This window comes from Rhodopseudomonas palustris HaA2, assembly GCF_000013365.1.
GTDB classification, from domain to species: domain Bacteria; phylum Pseudomonadota; class Alphaproteobacteria; order Rhizobiales; family Xanthobacteraceae; genus Rhodopseudomonas; species Rhodopseudomonas palustris_J.
The window spans coordinates 1,167,076-1,185,771 of sequence record NC_007778.1 but is presented as its reverse complement, the minus strand read 5'-3'; the positions used below and the strand labels follow the sequence as shown (position 1 = coordinate 1,185,771).

The window sequence follows — 18,696 nt, the reverse complement described above, 5'->3', positions numbered from 1 at the left end:
CGGCCATGACGGTTTGTGGATGTGACGACCCGCTGGTCCCCGGCGCGCGTGTCAGCGCTTGGCCCCGATGCGGCAGTTATACGCCTTGCGGAAGCCGGCGGCCCGGGCGTCGTCCTCCGAGCAGAACCAGCGGTTCAGCTTGATCAAAGCGGCGTAGCTCGGGCAGCCCGGCAACTGATAGACGCCGACATTGCCGGTGATGCGGGCGCGCTTGGCGAGCTTGCCCTTGATGGTGCAGCCTTCCGGCCTCGCCGGCATATCGGGAAACAGCGCCGAACGGGTCTCGGCCTGGCGATCGTCGCGGCAGGCCGCTCCGCGCAGTGGCGCGGTCTTGTCCCACCGCCGGAAGTTCTCAGGCGCGACGAAGCAGCCTTTCCACAAGCCGGTGTGATCGTCCATTGCCTTGGACTGATCGGCAGCGAAGCGGCCTTTGGAATCAGAATTGAATGCGAGGCCGGCCTGCACCAGCCGCCGGCTCAGGCCGAGGTCGTCGCCGGCGATGGCGCAGCCGCCGATCCGGCGGCCCTTGAACACGGGATCGGGGCCGAGATCGCGGCAATTGACTTTGCGGCCGGCGATCAGCTTGGCCGCGGCGTCGCGGGCTTCGATCCCGCAGGCGGAGGGATCGGCGAACTCGCTCAGGCAACGCTGGTCGAGCTCCGGCGCATCGATGCCCTCGAGCCGATAGGTGACGCCGCCGAGCTGCAGCGTCGCGGCGTCCTTGATCACCGCATCGGCCGCGAAGGCCGGCGTGCCGAGCAGCAATGCCAAAACGAAGATGACCGCAACCATTCCCCGCGCCCTCACGGTTTCCGCCGGCGCGGCGGGATCTGAATCGCCGCGCCCTCGCCGCAGCTATAGCGTGATTCCGCGTGGCCGCCTGCAACGATCGCGCAGGACGGACTGCAAAATGTGGCGGTGATCAGTAGCCGTAATCGCGATAGATCGAGTCCCAAAACGCCGGCGGCGGGGTCCGGCGCCATTCGCCGACGGCCCTGTATTGCGGCCCGCAGCCGCCACAGGCGCCGGTCGGCACCAGATGCTGGACGTATTGCGGCGGCGCCTCGACCCAGATCACCGGCGGCGCCTGCGGAATTCCGATCGGGCGCGGCGCGTAATAGGTGACCGGCGCGGGCGCGGCCCGGTAGGCCGATCGGTACGGCGCCGGCGGATAGTCCGCGGCCATCGCCGCCGTGGCTGTCACCAGACCCGCTACCAAAGGAACCATAAACCGGACTGTACGCACCGACGCTACTCCGAACCGAACCGATGCAGCACGCTCGCACGATATCGTAAACAAAGCCTGCAGACGGCTCGCAGGCCGGATCGGCCGCTCGACCGGCGGCCCGTACTCGTACCAGCCGCCGCATTAACGACTGGGCGAGGTTTGCCCGGCAATCTCAATCCGAACAATTCGATTCGAATTGTCCAGGCCGATGCAAGGGGCCGGGAGCCGCTCGTCCAAGCTATGACGTGGACGCCGCTCTTCAACCAAGACCGTGTCCGAACGCGTATCGCAAATTCACACCGATCCAGGATGTTGCCGGCACTGCTCATTCCCTGACCCTTTTGGCACGCCCGCACCGTCACCAGCCTCCCCACCGGGAGCACTGGATTGCCGAAGGCTGCGGCGCAATCAGGAATCGCCGTCATGAGTCTTCGTACGCGCATCACGCTCGCTTTGATCGCCGCTTCGGTGCTGACCGCGGCCGTCCTGCTGATCGGATCGATCACCACCATCAGCGACATCATCCGCCGCGCCGACGACCGCGAACTACGCGGCCACTACGATGCGGTGATCTCACAGCTCGCGCAGGAGGCCCGGCAGGCGGCGGCGATGAGCGCCGTCGTCGCCGCGATGCCGGCTGCGCAGCAGGCTCTGGCGCGTCGCGACCGCCAGGGGTTGTTCGACCTCTTCCTGGCGGGCTTTCCGTTTCTCAAGTCGCAATACGGCGTCGATCAGTTCCAGTTCCACGTTCCGCCGGCGACGTCGTTCGCCCGCATCCACCAGGCCCAGAAATTCGGCGACGACCTGTCGGGCTTCCGCAAGACGGTGGTCGAGGCCAATCGCGACCGCAAGGCGATCGTCGGTCTGGAGTCGGGCGTCGCCGGACTCGGCATCCGCGGCGTGGTGCCGGTGGCGCACGACGGCAAACATGCCGGCACGGTCGAATTCGGCCTGACCTTCGGCCAGGGCTTCTTCGACAAGTTCAAGCAGGAGCGGGGCGTCGATGTCGCCCTGCATCTGAGCAAGCCCGACGGCTCGGTCGCCGCGCCAGTCGGCACGATCCGCGGCCCGAGCTTCTTCACCCCCGCCGAGATCCGGAAGTCCGCGGGCGGCGCGGTGACGACCCGTCAGGCCGACGACGCCAGCGGCAAGCCGATGGCGATGCTGCTCGGCCCGGTCAAGGACTTCTCCGGCCATCCGATCGGCGCGCTCGAAATCGCGATGGACAACAGCGAATATGCCGCCGCCACCAGCAACGCCTATCTGCTCGCCATCCTCGCCTCGGTGGGAGCCCTGGTGCTGGCCGCGATCACCGGCTTCATCATCGCCGGCGGCATCTCGCGGCCGATCCTGTCGCTGTGCGAGGCGATGCGCGGCCTCGCCGGCGGCGATCTGTCGATTGCGCTGCCGCCGCTGAAACGAAAGGACGAGGTCGGCCAGATGATCGACGCGGTCGGCGTCTTCCGCGAGAGCATGATCGAAACCGAGCGGCTGCGCGCCGATCAGGCCGAAGCGGCGCGGCGGCAGGCGGCACAGCGCCGCGACGAGATGCACGGCCTCGCCGAGTCGTTCGAGGCGGCGGTCGGCCGCATCGTCGAGACGGTGTCGTCGGCCTCGACCGAACTCGAAGCCTCCGCCGGCGCGCTGACCGCCACCGCCGACCGCTCGCTCGACATCGCCACCGCGGTCGCGGCGGCGTCGGAGGAAGCGTCCACCAACGTCCAATCGGTCGCCTCCGCCACCGAGGAGATGACCTCGTCGGTCGGCGAGATCGGCCGCCAGGTCCGGGAATCGGCGCAGATCGCCCGCGACGCGGTGAGCCAGGCCGAGACCACCAACGCCCACGTCGCCGAACTGTCGCGCGCCGCCGCACAGATCGAATCCGTCGTCGAGCTGATCAACAAGATCGCCGGCCAGACCAATCTGCTGGCGCTCAACGCCACCATCGAGGCGGCGCGCGCCGGCGAGGCCGGCCGCGGCTTCGCCGTGGTCGCCGCCGAGGTCAAGGCGCTGGCCGAGCAGACCGCGACCGCCACCAGCGACATCGCCCGCTACGTCGGCAGCATCCAGAGCGCGACCGGCGAGTCGGTGGCGTCGATCGGTTCGATCGGCCAGACCATCAACCGGCTGTCGGAGATCGCGGCCGCGATCGCGTCGGCGGTCGAACAGCAGGGCGTCGCCACCAGGGAAATCTCGCGCAATGTCCACCACGCCGCCGAGGGCACCCATCAGGTCACCGTCAACATCGCCGAGGTTCAGCGCGGCGCCACCGAGACCGAACTCGCCTCCACCAGCGTGCTGGCGGCGGCGCATTCGCTGTCGGAAGAGAGCAACGCCCTGAAAAAGGAAGTCGAGCACTTCCTGCATTCGATCCGCGCCGCCTGAGGCGCCGCCCCCGCCCGCCGGCATGGCGGCGCCGCTTCCGTGTCGCTTCCCGCGGCCCGGATCGCTTGCTACAACGCGCCATGCCCGACGCTTCCAGTGAACCGCGCGCGATGTCCTTCGAGGACAAGGCGCGCATGATCCAGCTCCGCCGCTCGATCCATGGCGCCATCATCGGCCTGCAGCTCGATCGCTTCGCGCCGGGCGAGGCCTGGAGCAGCCTGCCCTATCATCCGGTGTTCGTCGGCGACATCAGAACCGGCGTGATTCATGGCGGCGTCGTCACCGCGATGCTCGACGAGAGCTGCGGCATGGCGGTGCAGCTGGCGCTGCCGGGCACGGCGGCGATCGCCACGCTGGATCTGCGCATCGACTATCTGCGGCCGGCGACGCCCGGCCAGGCGATCCGGGCGCACGCGCATTGCTATCACCTCACCCGCTCGATCGCCTTCGTGCGCGCCACCGCCTATCAGGAGTCCGAGGCCGACCCGATCGCCAGCGCCACCGCGATGTTCATGATCGGCGCCAACCGCACCGACATGCTGCGGCAGGAGCCGAAGGTGCGCTTCGACACGCCGGCGCCGCTGCAGGCCCCGGACGATCCCGGCGGCGCCGACGGCCTTCTCGCCATCAGTCCGTATCCGCGCTTTCTCGGCATCCGCGTCGACGCCGACGCCGAGCCGGTGATGCCTTACGATCCGAAACTGGTCGGCAATCCGATCCTGCCGGCGCTGCATGGCGGGGTGATCGGCGCATTCCTCGAAACCGCGGCGATCGTCGGCGTCCACCGCGAGATCGGCCTCGCCACCGCGCCGAAGCCGATCGGCCTGACGGTGAACTATCTGCGCTCCGGCCGCCCGCTCGATACTTACGCCCGGGTCTCGATCGTCAAGCAGGGCCGCCGCGTCGTCGCGTTCGAGGCGCAGGCCTATCAGGCCGATCCGTCCAAGCCGATCGCGTCCTGCTACGGCCATTTCAAGCTGCGGGCGGAGCCCGGCTGAAACAACGCCGCAACCGCGCCGTGCAGCGCGATTTGCGGCATCGGCTTAAACGGCGATTCACCACTTTTCGGCACGCGCATCGGACTTCACCGGGGATTCAGCTTTCGTCGAATAGGTCTTGCTCGCAACAGGTACTGAAGAACCGCGAAACGTTCACCCGAGCGCGACGCGGCGCCGCCTCGAGATCAAGATGACGCTGAGCAGCAAGGTCGCGAACACCGTCTACATCGAATTCGTTCGACTGCTGTACACGGCGCGCTGGCCCATCGCGGTGGTCGGCGCCGCGATCCTGATGGTGGGGCTGGCCGTCGGCCGGCAGACCGGCGATCTCGTCGCCCCGGCGATCGGCATCATCGGCATGCTGGTGACGGTCGGGCGGCTCGCGCTGTGCGTCGCCTTCGATCGCACCGTGCAGCGCCGGCCGCTCGATCTCGCCTCCGCCAAAGTGTGGGAGCGGCGCCTCGCCATCGGCGTGATCGCCACCGGCGTCTGTGTCGGCGGCTTTGCGGTGCGCTGCTTCCTGCTGCCCGATCTGACCGCCCATATGGTCGCCGGCGGGCTCGTGTTCGGCTACTGCGCCGGGACGACGACGCGCTTTTCGATCCGTCCATGGATCGTCAAAGCCAGCCTCGGCGTCTCCGTCATCCCGGCGGTGTCGGCGGCATTGTGGAATTTCGATCTGATGCACGCCGCGCAGGCGCTGCTGTTCCTGATCTTCTTCTTCGGCGGCTTCGAGCTGATCGTCTACATCCACGACACCACCCGGGAGCAATTGACGTTGCGCGCCGAGGCCGCGCATCTGGCCCGCGCCGACGTGCTCACCAAACTGCCGAACCGGCTGCGCCTCGCCGAGCATTTCGAAGAGACCGCGGCCCGGCTGCGGCGGCACAAGGAAGGCTTCGCCGTGATCGGCGTCGATCTGGATTTCTTCAAGGAGGCCAACGACCGGTTCGGCCACGCCACGGGCGACGAATTGCTCCGGATGGTCGCGACACGGCTGACCGGACTGTTGCGGGAGCACGACCTCGCCGCCCGGATCGGCGGCGACGAATTCGTCGTGATCCAGGCCGACGTCTCCGACCGCCGCGACGTCGAACGGCTGTGCCGCCGCATCGTCGAGACGCTGTCCGCCCCCTATGCGATCGACGGCCACAGCATCACGCTGGGCGCCAGCCTCGGCACCGCGATCGCGCCCGACGACGGCACCAGCCTCGACGATCTGCTCGCCAAGGCGGACGCGGCGCTGTACGCGGTCAAACGCAACCGCTCCGGGCGAACATCGGGCGCTGCAGCCGCACGCGACGCCGCTCCGCTCGCGCCGGATGTGCCGGACGGCGCAGAGCCGACGCGCGGAGCGCCGCAGCCGCTGCAATTCCACGCCTGATCAGGCCGCCCGGTCGCCTTCGACCAGCCGCCAGACGTGGCGGGCGATCATCAGGTCCTCGTCGGTCGGGATCACCCAGACCGAGACCTTGCTGTCGGCGATGCTGATGCGCGCGGCGCCCGCAGCGTGCGCATTGGCGGCGGCGTCGAGCGTGACGCCGAGCCACGCCGCCTGGGCGCACACCCGCTTGCGGATCTCGGCGGAGCGCTCGCCGATGCCGGCGGTGAATACCAGCGCGTCGAGCCCGCCGAGCGCGGCGGCGAGCGAGCCGAGCTCGCGGCCGATGCGATAGACGAACAACGCGACCGCTTCCTCGGCATGCGGATCATCGCTGGCCAGCAGCGTCCGCATGTCGTCGCTGATGCCGGAGACGCCGAGCAGGCCCGATTTGCGATACAGCAGATCGCTGATCTCGGCGGGCGTCATGCCCTTCTGCTCCAGCAGATACAGCACCACGCCGGGATCGAGCACGCCGGTGCGACTGCCCATCATCAGGCCGTCGAGCGCGGTGAAACCCATCGTCGTCGCCACGCTCTTGCGCGCCCGCATCGCGCACATGCTGGCGCCGCCGCCGAGATGCGCGACCACGACGCGGCCCTCGGCGACCGCCGCCCCGGCCACGCCCGGCAGCGCGCTGGCGATGTATTCGTAGGACACGCCGTGAAAGCCGTAGCGGCGGATGCCCTGCGCAATCAGATCGCGCGGCAGCGCGAACCAGGTGGCGAGCGGCGGCAATCCGTGGTGGAACGCTGTGTCGAAACAGACGATCTGCGGCAGCCGGGGATCCAGTCTCGCCAGCGACTCGATCGCCGCGATGCTGTGCGGCTGATGCAGCGGCGCCAACGGAATGAAGCCGCGCAGCCGCTCGATCACGCCGGCATCGACGCGCACCGGCGCGTCGAACAGATCGCCGCCATGCACCACGCGGTGCCCCGCCGCGGCGAGCCGCCGTTCGGGAAAGCGTTGCGCGATCCAGCCCATCAGGGTTCGGATCGCCTCCTCATGGCCGGCGCCGTCGGCCAGATAGGCGTCGTGGACGGTCGCGCCGTGGCGATCGACCACCTTGTGGTGCGGGCGATGGCCGAGGCTGCCGATGCCGCCCTCGCAGATCAGGCAGTCCTGCGTCGGCTCGGTGTGCGCCTCGTACAAGGCGAATTTGACGCTCGACGAGCCGGCATTCAGCACCAGCATCATGTCGTTCATTCGGCGCCCCCGGACGACACGCTGGGCAGCGCCGCGGTCCTGTGGCGCGCGACCAGCAGGGCGATCGCGCAGGAGCTGAGCCGGGCCAGCGTGTTGTCGGCGCGGCTGGTGAGCACGATCGGCACCCGCGCGCCGAGCACGATGCCGGCGACATGCGCGCGCGCCAGATATTCGAGCTGCTTGGCCAGCATGTTGCCGGCCTCGAGGTCCGGCACCACGAAGATGTCGGCGAAGCCGGCGACCGGCGAGACGATGCCCTTGGTCTTGGCGGATTCGGCCGACACCGCATTGTCGAACGCGAGCGGGCCGTCGAGAATGCCGCCGGTGATCTGGCCGCGCTCGGCCATCTTGCACAGCGCCGCCGCGTCCAGCGTCGAGCGGATGCTCTCGGTGACGGTCTCGACCGCCGACAGGATCGCGACTTTCGGCTGGGCGATGCCGAGCGCATGCACCAGGTCGATCGCGTTCTGGATGATGTCGCGCTTGTCGGTCAGCGTCGGATAGATGTTGATCGCGGCGTCGGTGACGAACAGCGCCCGCGGATAGTCCGGCGCATCGATCGCATAGACGTGGCTGATACGCCGCGCGGTGCGCAGGCCGCGCACCGGATCGACCACCGCGCGCATCATCTCGTCGGTGTGCAGCGCGCCCTTCATCAGCGCCTCGACCTTGCCGGCGCGCGCCATCGCCACGGCTTCGGCGGCCGCGGCGTCGCTGTGCTCGGTGGCGACGATCTCGAAAGACGACAGGTCGAGATCGGCCTGCACCGCGGCGGCGCGTATCCGCGCGGCGGGCCCGACCAGCACCGGCACGATCAGCCCTTCGCGCGCCGCCTCGACGGCGCCGAGCAGCGACGGCGTATCGACCGGGTGCACCACCGCGACCCGCAGCGGCTGCAGCCCCTGCGCCATCTCGATCAGCCGCTCGTGCCGCCGCGCCGCCGGGTGCAGATCGAGCTCGGGCAATTGCACGCGCGGGCGCGAGATCTTCTCGACCGGGGCGATCACTTCGGCGAGGCCGACAATCACCTCCTCGCCGTTCTGGTTGGTGGCGCGGCAATCCAGCAGCAGCCGCTTCTTGGCGTCGTTCTTTTCCTTGACCTTGACGCAGACGGTGACGGTGTCGCCGAGCAGCACCGGGCGGAGGAAGCGCAGCGACTGGTCGAGATAGATCGTGCCGGGGCCGGGCAATTGCGTGCCGAGCAGCGTCGAGATCAGCGATCCGCCCCACATGCCGTGCGCCACCACCTGATGGAAGTGGTCGCTCTTGGCGAAGGCGGCGTCGACATGCATCGGATTGACGTCGCCCGACATCACCGCGAACACTTCGATATCGCGATAGGTCAGCGTCCGCACCAGGCTCGCGGTGTCGCCCACCGCGATCTCGTCGAAGGTGCGATTTCGAATCTGCTCCATGATGTCTCCAGGCGTCCGGACGGTCAGCCGACGACGTGATATCCGGCGTCGATGTATTCGATGTTGCCGGTGAGCGCGCGGGCGCCGTCGCCGACCAGGAAGGTCGCGACCTGGCCGACGTCGTCGATGCCGACGAGCTGGTGCGCCGGGGCGCGGGCGCGGGTGCGCTCCATCAACTCGTCGAAGCGGGCGATGCCGGAGGCGGCGCGGGTCTTCAGCGGCCCCGGCGACAGCGCGTGGACTCGGATGCGCTTCACCGCCAGTTCGGCCGCCATGTAGCGCACCGAGCTTTCCAGCGCGGCCTTCACCGGCCCCATCAGATTGTAGTCCTCGACCACCTTCTCGGAGCCGTAGAACGTGACCGTCAACAGACAGCCGCCGTCCCGCATCAGCGGCTCGGCGAGCTTCGCCATCCGGATGAAGGAATGGCAGGACACGTCCATCGCCATCGCAAAGCCGGCCTGCGAGCAATCCACCACCCTTCCGTGCAGATCCTCCTTCGGGGCGAAGGCGATCGAATGCAGCAGGAAGTCGAGCCGGCCCCAGGTCTCGCCGATCTGCGCGAACACCGCCTCGAGCTGGCCCGGCTCGCGGACATCGCAGGGCAGCACGATCGGGCTTTGCAACTGTTCGGCGAGCGGCCCGACATGCGGCTTCGCCTTGTCGTTGAGATAGGTGACGGCCAGCTCTGCGCCGGCGTCGCGGAAAGCCCGGGCGCAGCCGAAGGCGATGCTCTCCGCATTGGCGATCCCGACCACCAGTCCCTTTTTACCTTGCAGCGTCATTCTCACCCTACCGCGTTACGGCGACTCCCTAACCCGGCCGGTGTGTCATTGGCGTGACCGGCGCGCTTCGACCATCGATCAATGGTGAGATGTCGCAGCCGCAGCAAGACCACCGGCGTGCGGGCTATTTCAGCAATTGACGCCGCAATTTCAGCAGTTCCTTGCGCCGCGCCGGCGAGGTCTCGGGATACGACATCTTCAGCGCTTCGATCGTTTCCAGAATGACCTGCGACACGATCAGTCGGGTGTTCTGCTTGTCGTCGGCCGGCACCACATACCAGGGCGCATCCTCGGAGCTGGTTTCGCTGAGGCAATGCGCATAGGCGTCCATGTAGTCGTCCCAGTACTTGCGCTCCTCGATATCGGCGACGCTGAACTTCCAGTTCTTGTCCGGCTCGTCGATCCGCGCCAAGAAGCGCTTGCGCTGCTCCTCCTTCGACAGATGCAGGAAGAATTTAACGATCCGCGTGCCGTTGGCGTGCAGATGCTGCTCGAGATCGCGGATCGAACGATAGCGTTTGTGCCAGAACTGCTTGCCGAAATTGGTGCCGTTCGGCACAGCCTCGCTCAGCAGAATATTCGGGTGGACGCGGACGATCAGCACCTCCTCGTAATAAGAGCGGTTGAAGATGCCGATCCGGCCGCGCTCCGGCAGATCCCGCGTGGTCCGCCACAGGAAGTCGTGCTTCAGCTCGGCGGGGCTCGGATGCTTGAAGCTGAACACCTGGCAGCCTTGCGGATTGACCCCGGACATCACGTGCTGGATCGCGCCGTCCTTGCCGGCCGCGTCCATCGCCTGGAAGATCAGCAGGATCGCATGGCGGTTGCTGGCGTAGAGCAGCTTCTGTTGCTCGGCCAGCCGCACCACGTGGCTACGCAGCATTTCCTGGTAGTTTTCCTTGGATTCGTAGAACGGCTCGACCTGCGTGGGCCATTGATCGAGGACGACCTTGGTGCCTTCCTCGACGCGAAACTGCTTGGTCTTGATTTTCATTTCCGTCCTTTCAGCTCCCGGATCCGGCCCCCGCCAGGCGCATCCGGTGGCCCGCAATCGCCTGCAACCCAGCCGGGCACCGGCCCGGCGGCGGCCACAATAGTCAGCCTTCGTTCATCATCGGTAACGTATACACGTTTGGTCTGATCAGGGAGCCGTCTGGCGCGCGGACCGGACACAAAGCGACCGCAATTTGACGCAATGTCCGGCCGAACCGCTAGGCTTGCTGATCACGCCCATCTTGTGAGATCAGCGGGAACCGGTATGGTGCAGCGAGCGAGGGCCCCACGCCAGGGCCACAGCGACGCGCCTGCCGCCACCAGCCGAGCAATCGCCGCCCTCAACGGCTGACAAGATACTCACCGACATGGAAACGTCCGTTCAGACCAAGCTTCTCGCCGCACAGTCGCGCCGCACCACCTCGGCGCGGATCGCGATGTTCGCGTTGCCGCTGCTGCTGCTCGCGCCCGCTTTGTGGAACGGCTACCCGCTACTCCAGTACGATACCGGCGGCTATCTGGCCCGCTGGTACGAAGGCTATCTGGTGCCGAGCCGGTCGACCACCTACGGCCTCTATCTGCATCTCGGCGAATCCTCGCAGTTCTGGCTCAACCTCGGTTTCCAGGCGATCGTCACGCTGTGGATCCTGCAGCTGACGCTGCGGGTGTTCGGCATCACCCGGCCGTTCCGGCTGGCCGCGATCGGCGTCGCGCTGGTTGCCACCACGGCGCTGCCGTGGATCACCAGCATGTTGCTGACCGATATCTTCGCCGGTCTCGCGGTGCTGGCGCTGTTCCTGCTGATGGCCTGCCGCGACCGCACGTCGGGACTCGAGAAAGGGCTGCTGATCGCCTTCGCCGCCTTCGCCGCCGCCACCCACAGCGCCACGCTCGGCGTGCTGGCGGGGCTGTGCTGCGCCGGCTGGCTGCTGCTGCCGTTGCTACGCGGCCGGCTGTCGGCGATGGGTCTGATGCAGGGCAGCATGACGGTCGTCGCCGGCTCGCTGCTGCTGCTCGCCAGCAACTACGCGCTGTCCGGCACCGTGGCGTGGACGCCCGGCGGCTCCAGCGTCGCGTTCGGCCGGATGCTGCAGGACGGCATCGTCAAGCGCTATCTCGACGATCACTGCGCCACCGTGAAGCTCAAGCTCTGCCCCTACAAGAACGAGCTGCCGCCGACCGGCGACGACTTCCTGTGGGGCGGCAACAACATGTTCGACAAGCTCGGCCGCTTCGAGGGGCTGAGCGGCGAAATGGAGTTCATCTCGCGCGAGGCGGTGAAAGCCTATCCGTGGATGCAGGCCAAGGCCGCCGCCAAGGCGACCTGGGACCAGCTCGTGCATGTCGGCACCGGCGAAGGCACGAACGGCTGGCTGCCGCATACTTACGGCATCATCGAGCGCTATCTGCCCGACCAGGCGGCGACGATGCGCGCAGCGCGGCAGCAGCATTGGGACATCAATTTCAACGCGATGAACTGGGTGCACATTCCGGTGGCGCTCGGCTCGATGGCGCTGCTGCTGGTGATCCTCGGCCGCGCGGCTTGGCGTCGCGAACTCGATGACGTCTCGCTGCTCGCCGGCTTCGTCGCCACCGCGCTGCTCGGCAATGCGCTGATCTGCGGCGTGATCAGTGGCCCGCACGATCGCTACGGCGCACGGATCGTCTGGATCGCCACCTTCGTGGTACTGATCGCCGCGATCAAATACTTCGTCGACGGCCGCAACACCCACGGCGACGAAGCAACGGACTGATCACCGATCTCCGCTCATCAAAAAGCCGCCCGGGAGATCCCGAGCGGCTGATCGATTTGGGGAAGCCCTGCCGTTACGGGCAGGAATGCCGGTTGCCGTCGTAGCCCAGATAGGTGCCCGACGCCGGGTCGTAGGACTTGAAGCGCTGCGAGCAATACGCCACCGCGTCGCCCTGCGCCGCCTGCGCCTGGCTGTTGGCGATCGCGCCGCCGATGATCGCGCCGGCGGCGAGGCCGCCGAGCGCCGCGCCGGCCCCGTAACCATAACCGCGGTGACCGTAGCCGCGATGACCATAGCCATAGCCGCGGTGGCCATAGCGCGGGCCGCCGTGCCAGCCGCCGCGATGACCGCGGTACTGCACCTGCTCGACATTCGGCGCCGCCACGGTGGGCTGGACACCGGCCATCAGCGGCGCGGCCGCAGCCGGAACCGTGGCGACCGCCAGCGATCCAGCGATCAGCGCCATGGCCGGCAGCATGTGAGTCATCTTCATCATCGAATTCTCTCCTTGTGTGCTGTCTGCCTAGCTAACGGCCGCCCCTCCGCGACGTTCCGCTTTTCCCCGCCCGCGGCGACAATTCGCCCGCATTGTGCCCCATCGTACGAACATCTGACTGGAACCCGGATGCTGCGCTCGATGTGAAGCATTCACGACTGACGCGACCGACCGCGTCGTGTAAACAGCAGCGGGTCGCATGGGGGAACTTCGGTCGATGCCGCGCTACATGGCAGCTCTGAAATATCTCGGCCTCGGCCTGCTGGTGATTCTGCTGCTCGGATTGGCGATCGCGCCGTTTTCCAAACGCGTCGTCGAGCAATGGTCGCGCAGCGACGTCGAGGGCCGCTCGCGGCTGGTCTACAACGCGATCCAGGGTCAGATCGTCGGCGCGATGGCCGACGACAACGTCGTGCAGCTCTCGGTGAGTTTCGAGGCGGTCGCGCTCGATCAGCGCATTCTCGCGGTCGGCCTGTGCAGCAGTCAGGGCCAGCTGATCGCGCCGACCCGGTTGATGCCGGCGACGTTTTCCTGCGAGAAGGTGGCCCGCTCCGAGGGCGAGAGTTTCTCGACCATCGTGATCGATGGCCGCCGGGTGATGGTCGGCGCGTTCCCGATCGTCGATCGCGCGCGCAAATCCTATCTGGTCATCCTGCACGATCTCAGCTTCGTCGACGTCCGCTCCAGCGAGGCACAGGGCTTCATGATCGCGGCGCTGGTCGGCGTGGCGCTGATGATCGCCGGCACCGCGGCGATCATCGTCGTGATGGTGCTGCGCGGCTGGATGGCGGCGCTGCGGCGGGCGGTCGACGACGTGCGTTCCGGCGCGGCGCCGCCATTGCGGCAACGCGACCCGTCGGCGATCGACCTGCAGATCAAGAAACTGCTGAGCGAAGTCGAAACCGGCCGCCATTCGATCAGTTCGGCGCAGATCGACTGGTCGCCGGCGACGCTGCAGCAATTGCTGCATTCGACCCTGCCGGACGCCGAAGTGCTGATCGTCTCCAACCGCGAGCCCTACATCCACAATCGCGACGGCGACCGCACCGAGGTGCAGATCCCGGCGAGCGGCCTGGTGTCGGCGCTGGAACCTGTGATGCGCGCCTGCGGCGGCACCTGGATCGCGCACGGCAGCGGCAATGCCGACCGCGACACGGTGGATTCCCACGACCGCATCGAGGTGCCGCCGGATCATCCGTCCTACAGGCTGCGCCGGATCTGGATCACCGACGAGGAACAGGACGGCTTCTATTACGGCTTCGCCAATGAGGGCATGTGGCCGCTGTGCCATATCGCCTTCGTACGGCCGACGTTCCGGGAATCCGACTGGAAGGCCTATCAGCGGATCAACGAGCGCTTCGCCGCCGCCGTCGTCGAGGAGGCGAAGACCGACAACCCGATCGTGCTGGTGCAGGACTATCACTTCGCGCTGGCGCCGCGGATGATCCGCGATCGTCTACCGAAGGCGACCATCATCACCTTCTGGCACATCCCGTGGCCGAACGCCGAGACCTTCAGCATCTGTCCGTGGAAGGAGCAGATCATCGACGGCCTGCTCGGCTCCACCATCCTCGGCTTCCACACCCAGTTCCACTGCAACAATTTCTTCGAGACCGTCGATCGCTTCGTCGAGAGCCGGATCGACCGCGAGCACGCCACCGTGACGCTGTCGGGCCACGAAACCATGGTGCGGGCCTATCCGATCTCGATCGAATGGCCGCCGGCGGCGCTGGACGGCCAGCCGCCGGTCGAAACCTGCCGCCGCGAGGTGCGCGAGGCGCTCGGGCTCGCCGCCGACGTCAGGATCGCGGTCGGCATCGAGCGCTTCGACTACACCAAGGGGATTCTCGACCGCATGAAGGCGGTCGACGATCTGCTGACGCGGCAGCCGCAATGGAAACGCCAGCTGGTGTTCGTCCAGGTCGCGGCGCCGACGCGCAGCAAATTGTCGAGCTACAGCACGCTGCAGGACGACGCGGTGGCGCTCGCCGACGACATCAACCGGCGGCACGGATCGGACGGCTACAAGCCGATCGTGCTGCTGATCCGGCATCACAGCGCGCGCGAGGTGTTCAAGCTGTTCCGCGCCGCCGACGTCTGCATCGTCAGCAGCCTGCACGACGGCATGAACCTCGTCGCCAAGGAATTCGCCGCCGCCCGCGACGACGAGCGCGGCGTGCTGGTGCTGTCGAGCTTCACCGGCGCCTCGCGCGAACTGTCCGAGGCGCTGATCGTCAATCCGTATCACGTCCACGAAACCGCGACCGCGCTCGACACCGCGCTGCGGATGCCGGAGCACGAACAGCAGGAGCGGATGCGCGCGATGCGTCAGCAGATCCGCGAGTGGAACGTGTATCGCTGGGCCGGCCGGATGCTGATCGACGCCGCCACCAGCCGCCGCCGCCAGCGCATTCTCGATCTCGCCGAGGGCTGAGCGGACCGCGGCGCTACAGCTTGAACGGGCCGAGCGGGCCGTGTTCGGCCATGTCGACGAACGCCCAATACCGCGCGCGCACGTCGGCCAGATCGTCCGGCCCGCGGACGTCGCGCTCGGCGTCACCCATCACCAGGTCGGCGTGCCGACGCACGCTGGAGAGCCGCGGCGGATCGCGCTCGACGCTCGCCACCTGCGTCAGCACCTCGAGCATTCCGATCAGCACCGCGGGCTTGCCGGCGGCGTTCTGCCGGATCATGTGCAACATCGCGTCGACCAGCTCGTCGTATTGCAGATGCGGCACCACCAGCGCGAGGCGGCCCTGTTTGACCACGACGCCGCTCTTCATGCGCACCGGCTGCATGTCGCACAGCGCGGCGCCGAGCCGGTTGAGCACGCTGAGCGCGGTGTGCGGGTCGTTGATGCCCGGCGACAGCGCCCGCACCGCGACCTCGACCAATTGCCGGATCGCGAAGCGCAGATCGTCCGACGAGGTCAGCGTCGGGCTGAGCGCCGTCGCGTCGCGGACGGCCTCTTCCGCGCCGTCGCGCGGCGGCTTGATCAGCGCGATCGGCGCGCCGGGAAAGACGTAGTCGCCGGGGCGGACCAGCAGCCGGATTTCCGTCTCGTGCTCGCACGCCCAACTCGCCAACCCGTTCTCGTCGAGATGATGCAGATAGCCGGCGCGCGCGTCGCGGATCGGCTCGGCGTCGCGCCAATGCGCCGGCGGCGGCGGCTCCGGCTGCGGGGCGTCGTCGGTCAGTCCGCGCATCACGCGGCGGACGTCGTCGCTGACCAGCCCGATCACGGTGTCGACATTGATCCGGCTCGCCATGTGATCGACGAAATACACCAGCGTGGCGACGCAGATGAAGCCCAGCGCGATGCCGACGCCGAGCGCGAGATGCGGCACGAAGGCGCCCTCGTCGGCGGTGCGGACGCTGCGCAGCACGATCAGCGCGTAGCAGAACGTGCCGAGGAAGATGCCGAGCGTGATCTGGTTGCCGCGGTCGCGGGTGAAGTTGCGCAGCAGCCGCGGCCCCATCTGCCCCGCGGCCAGCGACAGCGCCGCGATGGTGATCGAGAACACCGTGCCGGCGACGCCGATGGTCGACGACGCCACCGCGCCGAGCAGCGTGCGGGCGCCGGTGGCGCCGCCGTTGTAGAGCCAGTTCTCCAGCAGCCAGGCCGGCACCGTGCCGCTGCGATCGATCTCGATCATGCCGAACGCCGCGACCGTGCCGAGCAGCACCAGCAGCGCCGGAACCAGCCAGAACGTGTCGGACAGATCGTCGTAGAGTTTGCGGAGACGTGCGTTCACGGCGAATTCCGTCGGGTCGGCTGGATCTCGGTCGCGTCGATCAGAGAGTGCCGACCGGCCCACCAGCAGCCAGGCCGCGACATCGATTTCGGAACCAACCAAGTGACCGCCCGACGAAAAGTTCCATCGCCGGATCGCAGGCGCCCGACGGCGCTGACAGCACCGTGGCCGCTCGGCGTCGCATCGGGCGTGCAGCACGCACAAAGGGCGGCCTCGCGGCCGCCCTCGGCGTATCGGCGATGCGGAGTTCGATCAGCCTTTGGCGATCGGCACCGCGACGAAGCGCGCGGCGGAATCCGCGGTCTTGACCCGCATCAGCACGGTCTTCTTGCCGTGCTCGCTGGCCTGCTTCAGCGCGTCGCGGACGTCGCCGGAATTGGCGACCGGCTTGCCGCCGACGTCGAGGATGACGTCGCCGCTGCGCAGCCCGCGATCGGCCGCCGGGCCTTCGGGGTCGACGCCGGTGACGACGACGCCCTTCTGGCCGGAGTCGCCAACCTCGCTGGCCGGCGCGACGCGCAGGCCGAGATAGGGCCGGCCGGACTCGCGCCCGGCATCGCCGCTGTCGGCGACTTTCGCGCTCTCGTTCGGCATCTCCGCCAGGCTGAGCGTCACAGTCTTGCTGTCACCCTTGTGCAGCACGTCGAGCTTCACCGCGCTGCCCGGCGCCATCATGCTGATGGTCCGCGCCAGCGCGCGCGAGTCCTTGATCTCCGCGCCATTGACCGCGGTGATGACGTCGCCGGCGGCGATCCCCGCCTTGGCGGCCGGGCTGCCGTCCTGCGGGCTGTCGACCAGCGCGCCGCGGGCCTGCTTCAGCCCCATGCTGTCGGCGATCTCGGCGGTCACCGGCTGCACCTGCACGCCGAGCCAACCGCGCGTCACCACGCCCTTGTCCTTCAACTGCGCGATGACGAGCTTGGCGGTCGCCGCCGGAATGTCGAAGCCGATGCCGACCGAGCCGCCGGAGGGCGAATAGATCGCGGTGTTGACGCCGATGACGTTGCCGCTGGTGTCGAACGCCGGGCCGCCGGAATTGCCCTTGTTGATCGGCGCGTCGATCTGGACGTAGTCGTCATAGGGACCGGAGCCGATGTCGCGGCCGCGCGCCGAGACGATGCCGGCCGTGACGGTGCCGCCGAGGCCGAACGGATTGCCGACCGCCACCACCCAGTCGCCGACCCGCGCCGGCTGATCGGCGAATTTCACGTAAGTGAAGTCGCTCTTGCCGTCGACCTTGATCAGCGCCAGATCGGTCTTCTTGTCGGTGCCGACGACCTTGGCGGTGTGGACGGCGCCGTCATCGGTCGTGACCTGCACCGACTTGGCGTGATCGACGACGTGATAGTTGGTGACCGCGTAGCCGTCCGGCGAGATGAAGAAGCCGGAGCCCTCGCCGGTGATCATCTCGTGCCGCTTCGGCATGGCGCCTTCGCCGCGGAAGCCGAACTGCTTGAGGAACGGACGCAACTGATCGTCGCCCATCCCCGGATTGGCATTGTCGTCGCTGTCGTCGTTGCGGATCAGCGGCGTGGTGCGGCTGTCCTCGTCGATCTTGACGCGCACCGAGATCACCGCCGGCTTCACCTTGCTGACGAGATCGCCGAAGCCGGAAGGCATGCCGGTCGGCGCAGCCGCTTCGGCCGCGAGCGCGGGCGACGCGAACGACGGAAACTCGTGCGTCATATATCCGCCGGTGACCAGCGCGGCGCTCAGCGCTGCGGCGGACGCCAGCAGAGCAAAGCGCCGCGGCCTCATGATCCGGCGTAGTTGCGCCTCGGATTTCGGGGTGTCGTCGATGTCGTTGCGATCCGTCTTGTTCTGATTCATGGCGAGGCTCCAGTGAGTGGTGAACGGGGCGTGAACTACTCGCTGGAATATAGTTGACCGACATTACGCGAAGCTGTTTGGCGAATTAATCTTTGGACAGGGAGGACCGCCAAACGGGATCGATGCGCCTACGATGACGCGGCGCGCGCGAACGACCTGTCCGAATTTTCATGAAGAGAAAAGGGCAAACAGAGAGATGAAGAAGGAAGAGAGACGCGTCAACGCGGACTAAAGCGCTTCATCGATTGATTGAAGCGGCGCGACCTTCTCGCGTGCAGAGTCGTCATCCTGAGGTGCGCGCGTAGCGCGCCTCGAAGGATGCGGCGAAGGGCACCTGCGGCCCATCCTTCGAGGCCCGCCGCGCCGCGCACAGCGCGGCCCAGCGGGCACCTCAGGATGACGGCGGCAGTCGGATCGCCGGCTCTGATTCCATCAGAAGCAAAGCCGCGCTATTTCGCCGGTGACGCGTC

Annotated in this window: 14 protein-coding genes; 5 read left to right on the top strand and 9 right to left on the bottom strand. The window is 67.6% G+C overall.

Translation table 11 applies throughout. From position 1 onward, the window contains the following. Positions 1 to 51: 51 nt before the first annotated feature. Positions 52 to 792 carry a thermonuclease family protein gene (locus RPB_RS05225; RefSeq protein ID WP_011439931.1) on the bottom strand — a complete coding sequence of 247 codons (741 nt, stop codon included), beginning with the start codon at positions 790 to 792 and terminating at the stop codon, positions 52 to 54. Between the two features lie 130 nt (positions 793 to 922). Continuing rightward, positions 923 to 1,204, bottom strand: a complete 282-nt coding sequence (locus RPB_RS05220) for a hypothetical protein (RefSeq protein ID WP_245258309.1) — start codon at positions 1,202 to 1,204, stop codon at positions 923 to 925. A 447-nt stretch (positions 1,205 to 1,651) separates the two neighbouring features. Between RPB_RS05220 and RPB_RS05215 the strand changes: the two genes are divergently transcribed. From RPB_RS05215 to RPB_RS05205, 3 genes are all read left to right on the top strand, one after another. After that, the gene (locus RPB_RS05215; RefSeq protein ID WP_011439929.1) at positions 1,652 to 3,613 is read left to right on the top strand and encodes a methyl-accepting chemotaxis protein; all 1,962 of its coding nucleotides are present in this window, start codon (positions 1,652 to 1,654) and stop codon (positions 3,611 to 3,613) included. 80 nt (positions 3,614 to 3,693) lie between these two features. After that, a complete protein-coding gene (locus tag RPB_RS05210; protein WP_041797972.1) occupies positions 3,694 to 4,611 on the top strand; it encodes a PaaI family thioesterase in 918 nt (305 codons plus the stop codon). A 190-nt stretch (positions 4,612 to 4,801) separates the two neighbouring features. Continuing rightward, positions 4,802 to 5,995, top strand: a complete 1,194-nt coding sequence (locus RPB_RS05205; protein ID WP_049824654.1) for a GGDEF domain-containing protein — start codon at positions 4,802 to 4,804, stop codon at positions 5,993 to 5,995. Here the strand turns inward: RPB_RS05205 and RPB_RS05200 are convergent, their stop codons facing one another. The 4 genes from RPB_RS05200 to RPB_RS05185 form a co-directional block, all read right to left on the bottom strand. Beyond that, a complete protein-coding gene (locus RPB_RS05200) occupies positions 5,996 to 7,198 on the bottom strand; it encodes an acetate/propionate family kinase (protein ID WP_011439926.1) in 1,203 nt (400 codons plus the stop codon). Continuing rightward, positions 7,195 to 8,613, bottom strand: a complete 1,419-nt coding sequence (locus RPB_RS05195) for a bifunctional enoyl-CoA hydratase/phosphate acetyltransferase (protein WP_011439925.1) — start codon at positions 8,611 to 8,613, stop codon at positions 7,195 to 7,197. The genes RPB_RS05200 and RPB_RS05195 overlap by 4 nt, the downstream gene beginning before the upstream one ends. A 23-nt stretch (positions 8,614 to 8,636) precedes the next feature. Next, positions 8,637 to 9,398, bottom strand: coding sequence for an enoyl-ACP reductase FabI (fabI, locus tag RPB_RS05190; protein ID WP_011439924.1), 762 nt, complete (start codon positions 9,396 to 9,398; stop codon positions 8,637 to 8,639). Positions 9,399 to 9,522: 124 nt separating this feature from the next. Further along, positions 9,523 to 10,392 carry an ADP-polyphosphate phosphotransferase gene (locus RPB_RS05185; RefSeq protein ID WP_011439923.1) on the bottom strand — a complete coding sequence of 290 codons (870 nt, stop codon included), beginning with the start codon at positions 10,390 to 10,392 and terminating at the stop codon, positions 9,523 to 9,525. Positions 10,393 to 10,759: 367 nt separating this feature from the next. Here RPB_RS05185 and RPB_RS05180 point away from each other — a divergent pair, with 367 nt between their 5' ends. After that, on the top strand, positions 10,760 to 12,145 hold the full coding sequence (locus RPB_RS05180; protein WP_011439922.1) for a hypothetical protein: 1,386 nt from the start codon (positions 10,760 to 10,762) through the stop codon (positions 12,143 to 12,145). Positions 12,146 to 12,218: 73 nt separating this feature from the next. Here the strand turns inward: RPB_RS05180 and RPB_RS05175 are convergent, their stop codons facing one another. After that, a complete protein-coding gene (locus RPB_RS05175; protein ID WP_041798568.1) occupies positions 12,219 to 12,638 on the bottom strand; it encodes a BA14K family protein in 420 nt (139 codons plus the stop codon). A gap of 220 nt (positions 12,639 to 12,858) precedes the next feature. Here RPB_RS05175 and RPB_RS05170 point away from each other — a divergent pair, with 220 nt between their 5' ends. Then, on the top strand, positions 12,859 to 15,075 hold the full coding sequence (locus RPB_RS05170) for an alpha,alpha-trehalose-phosphate synthase (UDP-forming) (protein WP_011439920.1): 2,217 nt from the start codon (positions 12,859 to 12,861) through the stop codon (positions 15,073 to 15,075). 13 nt (positions 15,076 to 15,088) lie between these two features. On the opposite strand, the gene RPB_RS05165 is transcribed toward RPB_RS05170, so the two are convergent. After that, positions 15,089 to 16,396: a DUF2254 domain-containing protein gene (locus RPB_RS05165; RefSeq protein ID WP_011439919.1), complete on the bottom strand. Its 1,308-nt coding sequence runs from the start codon at positions 16,394 to 16,396 to the stop codon at positions 15,089 to 15,091. Between the two features lie 252 nt (positions 16,397 to 16,648). Continuing rightward, positions 16,649 to 18,154, bottom strand: coding sequence for a Do family serine endopeptidase (locus RPB_RS05160; protein WP_049824735.1), 1,506 nt, complete (start codon positions 18,152 to 18,154; stop codon positions 16,649 to 16,651). Between the last annotated feature and the right edge of the window lie 542 nt (positions 18,155 to 18,696).

Coding starts and splice junctions, on each gene's coding strand:
- RPB_RS05225 (WP_011439931.1), bottom strand. CDS start 792: ATGGTTGCGGTCATCTTCGTTTTGGCATTGCTGCTCGGCACGCCGGCC.
- RPB_RS05210 (WP_041797972.1), top strand. CDS start 3,694: ATGCCCGACGCTTCCAGTGAACCGCGCGCGATGTCCTTCGAGGACAAG.
- RPB_RS05195 (WP_011439925.1), bottom strand. CDS start 8,613: ATGGAGCAGATTCGAAATCGCACCTTCGACGAGATCGCGGTGGGCGAC.
- RPB_RS05185 (WP_011439923.1), bottom strand. CDS start 10,392: ATGAAAATCAAGACCAAGCAGTTTCGCGTCGAGGAAGGCACCAAGGTC.
- RPB_RS05205 (WP_049824654.1), top strand. CDS start 4,802: ATGACGCTGAGCAGCAAGGTCGCGAACACCGTCTACATCGAATTCGTT.
- RPB_RS05160 (WP_049824735.1), bottom strand. CDS start 18,154: ATGAGGCCGCGGCGCTTTGCTCTGCTGGCGTCCGCCGCAGCGCTGAGC.
- fabI (WP_011439924.1), bottom strand. CDS start 9,398: ATGACGCTGCAAGGTAAAAAGGGACTGGTGGTCGGGATCGCCAATGCG.
- RPB_RS05180 (WP_011439922.1), top strand. CDS start 10,760: ATGGAAACGTCCGTTCAGACCAAGCTTCTCGCCGCACAGTCGCGCCGC.
- RPB_RS05170 (WP_011439920.1), top strand. CDS start 12,859: ATGCCGCGCTACATGGCAGCTCTGAAATATCTCGGCCTCGGCCTGCTG.
- RPB_RS05215 (WP_011439929.1), top strand. CDS start 1,652: ATGAGTCTTCGTACGCGCATCACGCTCGCTTTGATCGCCGCTTCGGTG.
- RPB_RS05175 (WP_041798568.1), bottom strand. CDS start 12,638: ATGAAGATGACTCACATGCTGCCGGCCATGGCGCTGATCGCTGGATCG.
- RPB_RS05200 (WP_011439926.1), bottom strand. CDS start 7,198: ATGAACGACATGATGCTGGTGCTGAATGCCGGCTCGTCGAGCGTCAAA.